The following is a 15,104-nucleotide window of genomic DNA, read 5'->3' as shown; positions in this document are numbered from 1 at the left end:
TTATATGGAATGGCCATTAGTCATTGCAACTTTTGTATTAGGCATCGTCTTAGGCTACGTAGGCAGGACTATCGTCGCGCGCAATAATGAGTCAACCAGTAAAGATAAGGTATTGGAGCAGACTCGTTTAGAGTTAGGTCAACATAAACAAGAGGTCACCGATCATTTTGAGGGGCACTATAAGCAGCTGGCCGAACTAACCGAGCAATTAAACAGGGTCAACAGACAATGGAATGAAGCAGCCAACACCTTAGCCCCCAAAAGCAAGGCTAAGGCACTGCCAACCTTTAGTGCAAAGGAGACTGTGGATACGCGATCTAGTCAGACTCATGAGCAACTCGATACCGACAACGTCATCATCGTAAACCAAAATAATTAACCTTTGTTAATAATCATGAACTTTCATCCTATGCTTAGGGTCGGAATCAGTAACAATTGATCTTTAATATCTCTTGAAATGACAATGAAAGACAATCAAATAGACATATTCAAGAGATCATAAATCCATTTCCGATATTGGAGCCATGAATAGATGAAAACAAAATTAAGCTTACTTTCTGCAGCTATCCTGACAGCCTCGCTTACTATGATGCCAGCAATATCCCAAGCTGCGATTCCGATGGCCGTTGACGGACAGAGTGTCCCCAGCCTTGCACCTATGCTAGAGCGCACAACACCTGCCGTTGTCGCCGTTGCAGTATCGGGAACACATGTTTCTAAGAAAAAAATCCCCGACGCCTTCCGCTACTTCTTTGGTCCTAACGCGCCTCAAGAACAAGTTCAAGAGCGGCCTTTCCGTGGATTAGGTTCGGGCGTCATTATTGATGCGAATAAAGGGTATATCGTCACCAACAATCATGTAATCGACGGTGCCGATGAGATCCTTATCGGACTTCATGACGGACGTGAAGTCGAAGCAAAACTTATCGGCACAGATGCTGAGTCGGATATTGCTTTACTACAGATAAAGGCTAAAAATCTGGTTGCAGTAAAACGCGCAGACTCAGATGAACTTAGAGTCGGCGATTTTGCAGTCGCTATCGGTAACCCATTTGGTCTGGGACAGACAGTCACTTCAGGCATTGTGAGTGCAATGGGACGCTCGGGCCTGGGTATAGAGATGCTTGAAAACTTCATTCAAACCGATGCCGCAATCAACAGCGGTAACTCGGGTGGTGCACTGGTTAATCTCAACGGGGATCTTATCGGGATCAATACCGCTATCGTGGCTCCAGGAGGCGGCAATGTTGGAATTGGGTTTGCTATACCTGCCAATATGGTCAACAACTTAGTCGATCAAATTATCGAACACGGGGAAGTCCGTCGTGGTGTACTCGGCGTTTCCGGCAGAGACCTGACCAGTGAACTCGCTCAAGGCTTTGGTCTGGATACCCAACATGGCGGCTTTGTCGATCAGGTTATGACAGATAGTGCCGCCGATAAGGCTGGCATCAAGGCCGGTGATATCATCACCAGTGTCAATGGTCGTAAGATTAAGAGCTTCCAGGAACTGAGGGCTAAAGTCGCCACTATGGGGGCTGGTGCAAAAGTAGAGTTTGGCCTGATTCGAGACGGAGATGAAGAAAGCGTTACCGCAGTCCTAGGTGAAGCGAGCAAGACGATTGAAGCTGCGGCTGGTGCCGTTCACCCAATGCTTGCCGGGGCGACACTGGAAAATAGCGATGATGGTGTTGAGATCACTGATATTGCACAAAACTCGCCTGCTGCGGCCAGTGGATTGCAAAAAGGAGATGTCATTGTTGGAGTTAATCGCTCTTCGATTGACGATCTGAAATCACTTAAGGCAACACTTAAAGATCAGCAAGGCGCCGTTGCACTTAAGATCAAGCGTGGAAAAAGTAGCCTATACCTTGTATTAAGGTAACCCATGTCAACTCAGGGGGAGCACGCCAGCTCCCCTGCTATCGTCTTAGTCGAGATCACATGAAGGGAGCAGTCCCTTCATGCTAATTAGGGCTAATCATGTTAATCTAGCTCAAATTTTATCTACATCCTCCTAATATGGCTCTCAAAGACACACTATTATATGTCGGCAAGGCAGTTATTTTTGGCCTGATAATGGCTGCTGTCTTTCTTTTTGTGACTCCACTGTTGACTAACAAGGACGCATCGAGCCTTTTTATTCAGAAGCGCGGTGATAATGGCTTCGAGCTTTCATTTTCTAAAGCTGTCCGCCGGGCAGCTCCCGCTGTCGTCAATATATATAGCTTAAGTGTCAACCGTGACCAGCCGCTTAACTCAGGCTCACTTCAAGGCTTGGGCTCTGGCGTGATCATGAGTAATGAAGGCTACATTCTCACTAACTATCATGTAATAAAAAATGCCGATGAAATCGTCGTCGCATTGCAAGATGGCCGCAAGTTCACCTCAGAAGTCGTAGGCTCAGATTCGATAACCGACCTTGCCGTACTTAAAATTGAGGGGGGCAATCTGCCTATCGTCCCTATAAACCTGGATGTACCGGCCTTAGTTGGTGATGTCGTCCTGGCCATTGGCAACCCTTATAACCTTGGCCAAACCATCACACAGGGTATTATCAGTGCGACGGGTCGTAACGGTTTGAGCTCTGGCTATCTTGATTTCCTACAAACCGATGCCGCAATTAATGCGGGGAATTCCGGTGGTGCATTGATCGATACCAGTGGTCAGCTTATTGGCATCAATACAGCGGCATTTCAGGTTGGCGAAGAAGGTGGAGGCCATGGCATCAATTTCGCGATCCCGATTAAGCTTGCTCACAGCATCATGGGTAAACTGATCAAAGATGGTCGCGTCATACGTGGAGCCTTAGGTATTACAGGTGAACCCATCAGCTCTATGGTGGCTCAGATATTAAACCTTCCGGATCTAACCGGAGTGATGATCACCGGCGTAGACCCTCAGGGGCCTGCGGCGCAAGCACAACTCGCTCCAAGAGATGTTATCACTAAGTATGAAGGTGAAGTCGTACCGGGAGTCGAAATGCTGATGGATAGAATTGCCGAAACAACGCCCGGCAAGCAGATAACAATGACAATTATCCGTAAAGGTAAATACTACGATGTCCCTGTCACTATCGGTGAGAATCTCTCTGCAGAAGAGCAATAAACGTTAATCATATTGGCTGCCATTCATCACAGGAGTGGCAGCTTTACTCTTCCCCGAACCCTCCTCTTAAAGAGCTTCGTATCCTCAGCGACTCAAACCAGGTTAACCTCAAACCGTCTTAATTATACAACTAAGACTTGTGTGTAGTCGTTTTAAACAACCCAACCCAAAAAGCGAGCTCAAACAGTACTCCTAACAGCATGAAAATTATTGCGCCACCTGAGAAGCTGGCCGCATAACAAACCACTGCGGCACCAAGCAACACGACTAACACACTCACCCTTAGCCATATATTCATAGATAATTCCCTTTCAAAATCACACCGATACCTACAGATTAGCTCAGCTGGGGCAGTAGTAATAATGAATAAAGTTTCATGATGGGAACAACATATCAAGGATACAAGGTAATGGTTAACGGCTAGTGATTTGTTATTCGAAGCTCGTAGCTCGTAGCCCTTAAACATTCGCGGCTAAAGTCGCTCCTACATGGAGAGTGTCGTAGCTCGTGGCTCTCGACGAACATGTGTCTACTAAAGGGTTGGGGGGGAGGCAAGAATAAAAAAAGCCACTCCGATTATTAATTGGAGTGGCTTGATGGGCAAGGGACTAAATTAACAGACTCTTATAATTATAGTGACTTACAGATGAATCTTAGGTAGTGCTACAGCTCTCTCGTTATAGTCAGCGTGACAGTTACCACAGGTGAACTCAGCGGTTGCCCAAGGCATTTGAAACTTACCATCTTCGGTAAACTGCTTAGCTGTAGGGTCCAGGTCGATAGTGAATAAGTGAGACTTCACATCACCAAATACCACATCTGCTCCACCTTGTCTTGGCGCGGTCTTAATAGCACTCTTAGCGAGCTTAGGCATATGACAGTCGGTACACACAGCATCCGCATGGAAACTTGCAGCATGTGTATTCTGAGCAAACTCTTTGGTTTTCAATGGACCTTCAGTAGCATTATGACAATCTGTACACGCTTTAACAGCTCCAGTGTGTAGGCCATCGGCACTATCTGCATTCAAGGTAGATTTGTGAGAATCATGACAAGAGGTACACGCCATGCCGCTCTTAGGACCAATTTCATCACCCGCTTTGTAAGTGCCATGGTCTTCCGGAACAACACCTAACATCTCATCACCGGTTTGGTGATGCTTCGATAATCTGCTGCTGGAGATGATTCGTCCACCCACTTTACTACCGCTAGGGAACGCGTCGTTATAATGGCTGACAAATGTTGGATAATCTTTCTCACCATCGCGAGTATGACATTCGGCACAAGTAACAGCCTTACCGTAAGCCATATCTTCAGCTAAGAAGTCATCGGTAGTACGTGCAACTGCAACCTTAGTGATATTGTCTTTTGACGGTGCTTTGACGTGGAAACTACCCGCACCATGACAAGATTCACACTGAACGCCTTGCTCTGCAAAGGTACCATTCATGCCTGGAAGGCCATCTTGGCGATCTGGATTACGAGTATCCCCGCCAGCTACATCAGTAGTGCGCTTCCAACCCGTTGTATGACAGTTACCACAGCTATATTTATAATTGAACTCGGTAGTCTTGTAATCGCCCATAACATCGGCATCGCCTGGGTGATTATCAGGAATATTCAACTCACCTTCAGCATTACGAATGTTATATTGAACATTCTTACCGGTGACGATGTAGCCATCTTTGTCTAACCAACGCATTTTCCAACCGTAACCACCGACTGTATATGAGACTTCGTCATAACTTGTTGGTGCACCTAAATCATTATTTGGTGTTGAATCGACCAATAGATCGATAGCGCCAGTAATGGTTGTTGCTGGGGTATACGGAAATACAGGAGCATCATTTCCAGGGTTTTTAATAATCTTAAAGTTGTGACCAGTCTTAGCAAATGATTCGTGCTTGCCGCTGTGACACGTTGCACAAGCTGCAGAGCCGACATAAGCCAGTACTTCAGGCTCAGGCAGTGCTTCGACCGTTACAGTAACTTCGCCTGTCGCCTCATCGGTACCATCGGTAATGGTATAGTTAAACTTCACTTCGCCTGCGGTTGCACCAGCTGTGAAATCAATTTTTCCGGCGTTGATAACGGCGCTGTCTGAGTCAACAGATACGATTGATAGGGTATCACCATCTGCATCGGTATCGTTGGCCAATACATCGATAGTCACCACTTCAGAAACCGTTACTGTAGCTGTGTCACCAACGACAACGGGGGCGTTATTTACCGGTAGTGTAATTTCGTCATTATCATTATCACTACCACACGCTACCAACATGGTTATCATGCTGGCAAGTGCTAGTTTTTTAAAGGGAATTTGTACATTCATAAGTTCATCCTCACTTGGCTTTTTTGATATCGCCAACATTGCAGGGAGGGCGATTAATATGTCTCTTTGGACATGTATCCAGTATTGAGGTAATACCCATAAAGGGATAGATGAGGGGAGTTCACAACCGGATTAAAGTTGTGAACTATAGTTATCAGAAGTTATTTAAGCGACTGTTTATGCAGGGAAATAAAAATCAAGATAAGTTATGGTGTTGTAAAACAAATTGACCTGTATTTGTCAAAATATAGATCTTCCTCTCGTTTTGCATAACGAGCCCGGCTTTCTTAAGCTGACGCAGATGAAAATTAAACTTTGTATGGTCTTCTACTCCAACCAAACGGCACAGGTCCATAAATTTCAACTCTTTATGGCAACCAAGTGACTTTAATGTTTCACGTCGCAGCGGGTTAGCCAATGCGGCATAGACGCTATCTGAGTCGATATCTGAACTGGATTTCAGTAACTGCTTTTCGGCAATACTTCGCCGTATGGTCATAACGAGATCGACACTCTTAAAAGGCTTAGTCAGTACACTATCAGCCCCCTTCTTCATCGCATCAACTGCAGTGTCTACAGTGGCGTAGGCAGTGACAATCACCACTGCCATAAAGGGGTTTTCTTGCCTCAGATTCGAAATAGCTTCAACACCAGTCATTCCCGACATCACCAGATCCATTAAAGCGATATCGAAAGAGTGGGTTTGACAGGCTAAAATGGCTTCTTCAGCACTGGGAACGGCAATCACATCGAAACCTTCAAGCTCGAGAATATCAACCATATTTGTGCGAAGATCCTCATCATCCTCCGCAATTAACACTCGCGTCATCCACCACCCCTTAAAAAGCGACACAAACCTGATACAAAACCATATCAAATTACAAAGGTAACTTCCTGTCTGAACTCAAGTTATTAGGCCAATACCGTTCTGACCACCAAACAGGTAGAAATATGAGTTTACCTGCCAAGCCAATCTTAAACTTGGTAAAGTAAACAGCAAAAGTTATAGCTGATCTTTTTCAAAAAATTCCGGTTTAGGAAAGTGCATCTCAATTTTTGTTCCCTGTCCCAGCTCACTCGCAATATTTAACACTCCACGGTGAAGTGCCACAATCTGCTCACAGATAGCCAGACCAAGTCCGGTTCCCTGACCTATCGGCTTGGTCGAATAAAAAAGCTCGGTTGCTCTTGAGAGGCTTTCAGAATCCATACCTGCGCCCCAGTCTTCGACGGTCAACCTCACATACCTGTCGCACTCACCGGCCGTAATGGCAATCTCGCTACCGGACTGAGAAGCATCCATGGCATTGGTTAGCAAATTTATCAGTAACTCCTCCAGCTTCACCTTCTGCCCCATTATGGTGATATTTTCTTCGCAATCGATGTTGATCCTATGGCTGTGATGCTTATGGGACAAGAGGTGGATGGAGGCGCTAATCACCTCACTCACAGGCACGAGTGAAGTATTCCCCTTTGCAGGGCGCGCATAGGCGAGTAACTCTTTACTGATCTCCGATGCTCGCTCGATACCCAGGCTGATACGCTCGATATACTTGAGTTGCTGTTCATCTAGCTCCGGAGATTTTCGCTGAAATATATCCAGGGCTAAGGTCGATGAAGCCAAGGGGTTATTGATCTCATGGGCCATCCCCATAGCCAGGTGACCAATCGCTTTATATTTATCGGCTTCGATTGCGCGTTTAAGCTTCGCCTCGGTTGCCAGCTCCTTCTCAATATCGAACACTTTTAATGCCTTAAACAGAGCAAACAGAATCAATGCGCCAGCCAGAGTGCGAAACACGGGAATACTGTGGTGTAGATCCGTAGGCACTAAACCCGACATAACCCCGTAACAGAGCAAGCCAACACCGGTTGCGATAAAGTAGCTGCCATATTTATGCTGCTCCTGCATCAGCTTATAGCCGTAGAGAGCAATCCCGGTTGCAGCCAAAAAGGCACTGCCAAACCCTAAGAAGAGCCGGGTATAAAACGTAGCTTGCCGAAACGTATCTTCGGCAAGATAGATAGCATGAGAAAAGTAGATAACGGTCCCTAAGTAGGCCAGAAGCGTCGCAATCACGACACTGCGTCCAACTCTGGCGACCCATCTGGTCCCAATTCCGAACAGCAGCCAGGCGAACACCATCAAGAAAGCATATGAGAGAAACAGCTTCAACAGCCTGAGCCACTCGGCCATCAGATGAAACTTGCCGGGAATATCATCACTAAACTCCAGCAGGTATAACTCGGACCATTCGTGAAAAGCATGGGAGAAACCAAATAGTGCCAGCGCCCAGAGAGTTGGGGCGATTTTAAGTTGGCTGTATTTGAAATTTCTAAACACGACTACACAGCCTATTGAAAAAAAGACCAGGCCGTAGAATAGGTAAATATTGAAAGTAATAAATGTCGGCATAGTCTGAACTTACCACAAACAGATAACATTCATAGTACTCTCATTCCTATCAGTATAAGAATGTGATCGACTCTGGATTATTTTGACTGGTTGATTTCAGATTATTGGATAAGAGAGTAAGGCTTCATGTGTAAGCCACTCAACATCGAAATAGACAGGAATAAAAAAGCCACCGATGAGCTCAACGGTGGCTTGATATCTAATATAGCGGTTTAATTATTGAGTTCGCTCAACATGGCCACCCAAGCCTTTAAACTTGTCTTCGATATGTTCATAGCCACGGTCCAGATGATAGATTCGATCTACAATCGTCGTACCGTCGGCCACGAGTCCGGCGATGACTAAGCTGGCGGAGGCCCTCAGATCGGTCGCCATCACCTGTGCACCATTGAGTCTTTCAATTCCCTGGATGATGCAGGTATTGCCCTCTAACTCCATGTTAGCGCCCATACGGATCAACTCAGGAACATGCATGAAGCGATTTTCAAAAATAGTTTCGGTTATCGTCGACGTCCCTTCGGCTAACACATTTAACAGGCAAAACTGTGCCTGCATATCCGTCGGAAAACCAGGATAAGGAACCGTTTTGATGTTCACAGCCTTTGGGCGCTTACCTTGCATATCCAGCTCAATCCAATCGCTGCCGGTTGTAATGCTCGCTCCCGCATCTTCAAGCTTAGCCAGTACCGCTTCAAGAGTTGATGGATCGGCATCAACACAACGTATCTTGCCGCGTGTTACCGCAGCAGCGATTAAGAAGCTACCCGTCTCGATTCTGTCAGGCATAACACGGTAATGACAACCCTTCAGAGATTCAACACCTTGAATACGAATCGAGTCAGTGCCGGCACCTTCAATTTTGGCACCCATGGCGATCAAGCAATTCGCTAAGTCGATAACTTCAGGCTCACGGGCTGCATTCTCGATGATGGTCTCACCATCGGCAAGTGTGGCGGCCATCAATAAGTTCTCGGTTGCGCCAACACTGATCATATCCATAAAGATATGCGCACCTTTTAAGCGACCATCGACACGAGCCTTAATGTAACCCTCTTCGACTTCGATTTTAGCGCCCATCTGCTCTAGTCCGTGTAGATGCAGGTTGACCGGGCGTGCACCGATGGCACATCCGCCTGGCAATGACACGTCGGCGGTGCCGAAGCGAGCCAACAAGGGACCTAGAATAAGGATCGATGCTCGCATGGTTTTAACCAGATCATAAGGCGCACAAAAATGATCCAGCGAGGTCGTAGATATACGCACTTCACTGTTATCACCGCGACTGACTTCGGCGCCAAGGCAACGAAGAAGCTCACAACTCGTCTTCACATCTCTGAGGTTCGGTACATTACTGACAACAAAATCGGTTTCAGCTAAGACGCCCGCCATCAAGATAGGCAGTGCAGCATTCTTTGCACCCGATATTACAACATTACCGGCAAGCGCTTCGCTCGCCTCAATTTTTAATTTATCCACTTTCGCTCTCAGCTTACATGTTAAATACTTTTTCACGCTTCCATTGTGTTGGCGTGAAAGCATTGATTGTTAGCGCATGTAGTTCACCACTGGTGATACGATCCATTAACGGCCCATAAATTGTTTGCTGCTGCTTCACTCGCCCCATTCCATCGAAACATTCACCGACGGCAACGATTTTATAGTGAGTACCAGCTTGGGTCACATGAACTTCATCTAATGAAAGAGCATCCAATAACAACTGCTCTAGCTCTTTCAGTTTCGCTGTTTCTTCGTTAACTTGTTCTGTTTCGTTGGAATCCATGGTTCTATCTACCTTGTAATGCTTCTTCACTGAAGAAGAGTTCTAAATCATATAAACCGATTAATTTTAATAATTGAATCGATGGTGAGCTCAGCACAAGCTTTCTACTTTCACTCTTTGCTAGGCTTAGCAGCTCCAAGAGAAAAGCAACCCCGGCACTATCACTGTAGGACAATGCTGACAAGTCAATAACTTGAACGCTTTTACTCATTAGGGTATCTCTCTCACTCCAAAGCTTCACAACTTCAACTTGAGATAAGCGGCCGCTTACTCGACACACCACACCATCTTCAATAAATTCTGCCACTTAAACCTTTTTCCCCTTAGGGTCACGAATAATATGTCCCTGAGTGCGTTGCTCCAGGTCAAGGATCACTGTGTCGATCCCCTTTTGACGAATGAGATTCGAGATCTCTGAGCTTTTCGATGCAAGCAGGCTTACGCCTTCAGCCACAAGATCAAACGCCTTCCAACTATCATCTTTCAAACGACGAACTCTGAACTGCAGTTTAATCGGAGGGCGGCCAGGCTCGACTATCTGTACATTCACATTCACCATCTTTTCATGGGTAAAATCTGCCGGAGGGGCAAATTTTACCTTTTGATCCGTGTACTCGGTGAACGCTTGCGCATAGGTTGAGATTAAATAGCCCTGAAAGGCGGTAACGAAGCGTTCCCTCTGATCTTTGGTTGTCTTCTTTAAATAAGTCCCCATGACCTTATAGGAAGCATATTTATAATCGATATAAGGCATCAACTCATCCGAGACTATCACCTTAAGGTGGTCAGGATTGGTCTTAATTATGTCAATATCATGATGAAATCTGTCAAAAGTCCTATTTGCAACCGCTTCCACCATATCATAGGGATCCATGGTGTTCACTTCCGAGTCTTCATAATGAGCCGAAGCACTGAAAACCACCAGTAGAAGTGAAGCCACTAACTTATTAATGTGATTATACATTCTCATTTCTTAATCCTTTGAAGAGGTGCTATACAGGAACTGACCGATCAGATCTTCCAGCACGAGTGCGGAATGAGTATCATCGATACGATCGCCATCGACTAACATGGCAATATCCTCATCCTCAAACCCTGGAGTCAGGCCTAAAAACTGCTCACCGAGTAATCCAGAGGTCAAAATAGATAAACTACTTGTCTCAGGAAACTGATTAAACTCTTTATCCATCGACAGCTCGACAATGGGCACTAATTCAGACGAATCAAGTTTAATCGCACTCACTCGCCCCACAACCACACCGCCGACTTTAACCGGCGAACGAACTTTTAAGCCGCCAATATTACTGAACTTAGCATAGAGGGTATAGCTACTATCTCCCGTCTTTACTTCAATATTAGCCACATTAAATACCAAGACTAAAAATGCGGCAAATCCTGACAATAGAAATAGCCCCACTAAAACTTCAATTTTTCGAGTTAACATACTCTCATTTCCACTCTACGTTTAAATATCAAAAAAATGATATTCATGTTCATCCATTAACGACCAAACATCACCGCGGTAAGCAAGAAGTCCAGCGCCAATACGGCCAAACTAGACTGAACAACCGTTTGCGTTGTTGCCTTGCTTATCCCCTCCGGGTTAGGGATAACCCGGTAGCCTCGATACAGAGCTATCCAAGTCACAACCACAGCAAATACCAAACTCTTAATGATGCAATTAACTATGTCTTCTCGCCACTCGACAGATGCCTGAAGAATCGACCAGAAACTCCCACTGTCAATCCCTTTCCATTCTACTCCCACCACATGTCCGCCATAGATCCCCACGGCGGTAAATATCAGAGCTAACAGAGGCAGACTCACCACTCCGGCCCAAAATCTGGGTGCAATAATCTGTCTCAGAGGGTCGATAGCCATCATCTCCAGACTCGACAGCTGTTCGGTACTCTTCATCAAACCAATTTCTGCAGTGAGTGCCGATCCTGCCCGGCCTGCAAATAACAGCGCCGTTACGACTGGACCTAACTCTCGCAGAAGACTCAAGGCCACCATTGGGCCCAAACTCTCTTCGGTACCAAAACCAACTAAGATGTTATAGCCCTGAAGGGCTAACACCATGCCGATAAAGAGTCCCGAAACAAAAATCAACACCATCGATTGCACACCGACGACATATAACTGCTTAACAAATAATGGGAAGCCTTTGATTCTGGGTTTACGTGCTATCGCTCCCCACAGCATTACACCTGCACGCCCGAGACCGACAACAAAATCTATGGTCAGTCGTCCAAGACTCGCCAGTTGATTAGTCATATTCATTGATCACTCCCGAGAATGATGCAATGACACTTAAATAAGAAAATATGATTTATCTCCATCATCTCTATCCTACTAGCTCCTTTTGGTAATCCTTAGCAGGAAAATGAAATGGAACGGGACCATCCGGCTCTCCGCCGATAAACTGTTTTAATTGAGGATTGTCAGCATTTTTCAACTCAAGTGGAGTCCCGTGAGCGATGATTCGCTTATCGGCCATCACATAAACATAATCGGCAATACTTAATACTTCTTGTACATCATGAGAGATAACCACAGAGGTTAGCTGAAGTGCATCGGACAGCTCACTGATCAATTTAACCAGGACCCCCATAGAGACAGGATCTTGACCGGCAAAAGGTTCATCGTACATCACCATCTCAGGCTCGAGCGCTATTGCTCTGGCAAGGGCTGCTCTGCGTTGCATTCCTCCGGAAAGCTCACTGGGCATCATTGATGCCGTGCCTCGCAGTCCGACGGCTTCAAGTTTCATCAGTACAATGCGCTCAATGATCTTCTCAGATAAACCTGAGTGCTCTCTTAACGCAAATGCCACATTGTCGAACACATTCATATCGGTAAAAAGTGCACCACTTTGAAACAACATGCTCATTCGTTTACGCATATTGAACAACTCTTCTCGGTTGCATCTATGCACATCTTGCCCATCAAACAGCACACGCCCGGAGTCAGGTATCAGCTGTCCGCCCATTAATTTCAACAGTGTCGTTTTACCAATCCCACTGGGCCCCATGATGGCGGTGACTTTCCCCTTAGGGATAGACAGGCTGATATCATCAAAAATGACATGTTCGCCCCTGCTGAAATTCAAATTCTGAATTTCAACCAATGGTTTCGGCTCGATTGACATCTGGTGATTCATTTCACTTCCATTTATGCAAAGGGTGAGAAGACGACTAGTCAGACGAAAGACAAAGAAACACTTAATGCTTTTTGTTGTCTCATCTTTATGATCCCACATCGCGCACATTCCACAATAATTGGGAAGTCTGGCGAAAGAAAAGAGTCAAATTGTACGTAATTGCCCTATTCGGCACAACTGAATCGACACTATCTTGCCTCAATACTTTCAATTTTGCTCATTTCCAGCGAAAATGCGCGTCAGACTATCTTTAGAATGTAATTTGATGTTATTTAATATTTTCATGCTTATCGCTGGATTGGGTGCCCTGGTTTGGAGTGCTGACAAGTTTGTTTATGGCGCTGCAGCCTTTGCAAGAAACCTCGGACTTCCTCCAATGTTGATAGGACTCACCATTGTCGCGATGGGAAGCTCCGCCCCAGAGATGTTCGTTGCCGCAACCGCTTCAATAGAAGGCATGACAGATACCGCTATCGGTAATGTACTGGGGTCAAATGTTGCCAACATCACTCTCATCTTAGGTATCACAGCCCTGTTAGGCGCTATCTCAGTCAGCTCTCAGACCCTGCTACGTGAAATCCCATTGATGCTCGGTGCAACGATGATTGCCGGCTACTTCCTTCATGATGGCTTCCTCACCCGCATAGAAGGATTCATGCTGATGGGGCTGTTTTTTATCCTCATGGGCTATCTTATCTGGCATGGATTAACCAATAAGAATCATGACCCGCTAGAAGTTGAGGCCGATGACGAGATCCCTAAAGGGGTCCCAACATATAAAGCTGTGCTCTGGTTGGTCGTCGGCATCATATTATTACCCCTTTCGGCTGACTGGATGGTACAGGGAGCCGTAGGCATTGCCAAAGCCTATCACCTTTCAGATCTGGTGATAGGCCTGACGATTATCGCTATCGGTACCAGCTTGCCCGAACTTGCAGCCTGTGTGGCCGGTGTGCTCAAGAAAGAAGACGATCTGGCAATAGGTAACATAGTCGGCTCAAACTTATTCAATATCCTCGCAGTACTGGCATTACCAGGCATTATCGCTCCCGGAGAGGTTGATGCCGCGGCCAGCACGCGAGATTTTTATATGGTACTCGCAACCAGCAGCGCCCTAGCTGTTCTCATATTACTTAGTGGACGCGTTCGCCAATTAAAGCCTTGGCATGGTGTTGTGTTACTTTGTACTTTTGTTGCGTATCAAGCAGTCCTTTTTCTCGCTTAATCCCGAGAGTGATAAAGCCGAATCAACAGAGAGATAAAAATGGTAGATGAAACTCAATTACGCCAATGGGGCAGAAATGTTATCGATATCGAAAGAAATGCTCTCGATAATCTATACCAATATGTAGATTCTGCAGAGTTTGCCACGGCGTGTCGGTTAATCCTCGAATGTACCGGTAAGGTCATCGTCATGGGGATGGGCAAATCCGGACATATAGGTAATAAGATTTCGGCAACCTTAGCCAGTACTGGCACCCCCGCATTCTTCGTGCACCCCGGTGAAGCCAGCCATGGCGATCTTGGCGTTCTGAGTGAAAATGATATCATCTTAGCTATCTCCAACTCAGGTGAAGCCAGTGAAATTCTCACCTTGATGCCGGTGATCAAGCGAATGGGACTTCCAATCATCGCCGTTACGGGTAAGCCCGAATCGAATATGGCAAAGCTGTCTATCGTACACCTGTGTATCGAAGTACCGGAAGAGGCTTGTCCTCTGGGGCTTGCGCCGACCTCCAGCACGACTGCCACATTAGTTATGGGGGATGCTCTAGCCGTCGCACTGCTACAGGCCAGAGGGTTTACCAAGGATGATTTTGCCTTGTCACACCCAGGCGGTAGCTTAGGCCGAAAATTACTGCTAAAAGTCAGCGATGTTATGCATAAAGCTTCCGAGCTCCCTCTGGTCAGCCATAATATCTGTATCACAGATGCGCTATATGAGATCTCAAAGAAAGGGCTGGGAATGACAGCCGTCGTCGATGATGATAATAAACTCGTCGGTATCTTTACCGATGGCGATCTGCGCAGGGTTATCGACGCAGAAGTCAATCTGAGAAAGACCTCGATAAGTGATGCCATGAGCAGAGGCTGCGTGACAGTTTCCGATGATATTTTGGCAGCCGAAGCATTGAAAGTGATGGAAGAGAAAGACATTAACGGCCTGATTGTCATCGATGAACAGCAACAGCCAATCGGTGCATTGAACATGCTGGATATGGTAAAAGCGGGAGTGATCTAGCCGTGTCAGCGCTAAGTTTAGTGCGTCAAACACGGTATTACTGCAGGTTTAAGAATTTAGGCA

The 15,104-nt window shown here is 46.1% G+C and carries 16 protein-coding genes; 5 read left to right on the top strand and 11 right to left on the bottom strand.

Features of this window, described 5'->3' with window-relative positions; all coding sequences use genetic code 11:
- The first annotated feature begins 4 nt into the window (after nt 1-4).
- From SSED_RS03830 to degS, 3 genes are all read left to right on the top strand, one after another.
- A complete protein-coding gene (locus SSED_RS03830; protein WP_012141093.1) occupies nt 5-379 on the top strand; it encodes a ZapG family protein in 375 nt (124 codons plus the stop codon).
- Between the two features lie 153 nt (nt 380-532).
- A complete protein-coding gene (gene degQ, locus SSED_RS03825) occupies nt 533-1,885 on the top strand; it encodes a Do family serine endopeptidase DegQ (protein WP_012141092.1) in 1,353 nt (450 codons plus the stop codon).
- Nucleotides 1,886-2,022: 137 nt separating this feature from the next.
- Nucleotides 2,023-3,108: an outer membrane-stress sensor serine endopeptidase DegS gene (gene degS, locus SSED_RS03820; protein ID WP_012141091.1), complete on the top strand. Its 1,086-nt coding sequence runs from the start codon at nt 2,023-2,025 to the stop codon at nt 3,106-3,108.
- 130 nt (nt 3,109-3,238) lie between these two features.
- On the opposite strand, the gene SSED_RS24785 is transcribed toward degS, so the two are convergent.
- The 11 genes from SSED_RS24785 to SSED_RS03770 all read right to left on the bottom strand — a co-directional run bounded on the left by SSED_RS24785 (nt 3,239) and on the right by SSED_RS03770 (nt 12,787).
- Complete coding sequence (locus tag SSED_RS24785) at nt 3,239-3,406, bottom strand: hypothetical protein (protein WP_190273186.1); 168 nt, start codon at nt 3,404-3,406, stop codon at nt 3,239-3,241.
- A gap of 342 nt (nt 3,407-3,748) precedes the next feature.
- Nucleotides 3,749-5,440 carry an Ig-like domain-containing protein gene (locus SSED_RS03815; RefSeq protein ID WP_012141090.1) on the bottom strand — a complete coding sequence of 564 codons (1,692 nt, stop codon included), beginning with the start codon at nt 5,438-5,440 and terminating at the stop codon, nt 3,749-3,751.
- Between the two features lie 196 nt (nt 5,441-5,636).
- Nucleotides 5,637-6,269, bottom strand: coding sequence for a response regulator (locus tag SSED_RS03810; protein WP_012141089.1), 633 nt, complete (start codon nt 6,267-6,269; stop codon nt 5,637-5,639).
- Nucleotides 6,270-6,443: 174 nt separating this feature from the next.
- Nucleotides 6,444-7,784 (bottom strand): sensor histidine kinase, encoded by a 1,341-nt coding sequence (locus SSED_RS03805; RefSeq protein ID WP_223295947.1) that lies wholly within the window; start codon nt 7,782-7,784, stop codon nt 6,444-6,446.
- Nucleotides 7,785-8,072: 288 nt separating this feature from the next.
- Nucleotides 8,073-9,332, bottom strand: a complete 1,260-nt coding sequence (murA, locus tag SSED_RS03800; RefSeq protein WP_012141087.1) for a UDP-N-acetylglucosamine 1-carboxyvinyltransferase — start codon at nt 9,330-9,332, stop codon at nt 8,073-8,075.
- A 13-nt stretch (nt 9,333-9,345) separates the two neighbouring features.
- Complete coding sequence (locus SSED_RS03795) at nt 9,346-9,636, bottom strand: BolA family protein (RefSeq protein ID WP_012141086.1); 291 nt, start codon at nt 9,634-9,636, stop codon at nt 9,346-9,348.
- 4 nt (nt 9,637-9,640) lie between these two features.
- Nucleotides 9,641-9,943, bottom strand: a complete 303-nt coding sequence (locus tag SSED_RS03790) for an STAS domain-containing protein (protein ID WP_012141085.1) — start codon at nt 9,941-9,943, stop codon at nt 9,641-9,643.
- Nucleotides 9,944-10,600 (bottom strand): MlaC/ttg2D family ABC transporter substrate-binding protein, encoded by a 657-nt coding sequence (locus SSED_RS03785; protein ID WP_041421530.1) that lies wholly within the window; start codon nt 10,598-10,600, stop codon nt 9,944-9,946.
- 9 nt (nt 10,601-10,609) lie between these two features.
- Nucleotides 10,610-11,080 carry an outer membrane lipid asymmetry maintenance protein MlaD gene (gene mlaD, locus SSED_RS03780; RefSeq protein ID WP_012141083.1) on the bottom strand — a complete coding sequence of 157 codons (471 nt, stop codon included), beginning with the start codon at nt 11,078-11,080 and terminating at the stop codon, nt 10,610-10,612.
- A 56-nt stretch (nt 11,081-11,136) separates the two neighbouring features.
- Complete coding sequence (gene mlaE / locus SSED_RS03775) at nt 11,137-11,919, bottom strand: lipid asymmetry maintenance ABC transporter permease subunit MlaE (RefSeq protein WP_012141082.1); 783 nt, start codon at nt 11,917-11,919, stop codon at nt 11,137-11,139.
- Nucleotides 11,920-11,983: 64 nt separating this feature from the next.
- Nucleotides 11,984-12,787, bottom strand: coding sequence for an ATP-binding cassette domain-containing protein (locus SSED_RS03770; RefSeq protein ID WP_012141081.1), 804 nt, complete (start codon nt 12,785-12,787; stop codon nt 11,984-11,986).
- Nucleotides 12,788-13,064: 277 nt separating this feature from the next.
- On the opposite strand from SSED_RS03770, the gene SSED_RS24425 reads away from it, so the two are divergent.
- Entirely contained in the window at nt 13,065-14,024 is a 960-nt protein-coding gene (locus SSED_RS24425) for a calcium/sodium antiporter (RefSeq protein WP_012141080.1), read from the top strand.
- A 39-nt stretch (nt 14,025-14,063) separates the two neighbouring features.
- Nucleotides 14,064-15,041 (top strand): KpsF/GutQ family sugar-phosphate isomerase, encoded by a 978-nt coding sequence (locus SSED_RS24420; protein ID WP_012141079.1) that lies wholly within the window; start codon nt 14,064-14,066, stop codon nt 15,039-15,041.
- Nucleotides 15,042-15,104 lie beyond the last annotated feature (63 nt).

This window comes from Shewanella sediminis HAW-EB3 (assembly GCF_000018025.1).
In the GTDB taxonomy this organism is placed as follows: Bacteria; Pseudomonadota; Gammaproteobacteria; order Enterobacterales; family Shewanellaceae; genus Shewanella; species Shewanella sediminis.
The sequence above is the reverse complement of the archived record's forward strand: the minus strand, read 5'-3'. Positions and strand labels throughout refer to the sequence as shown.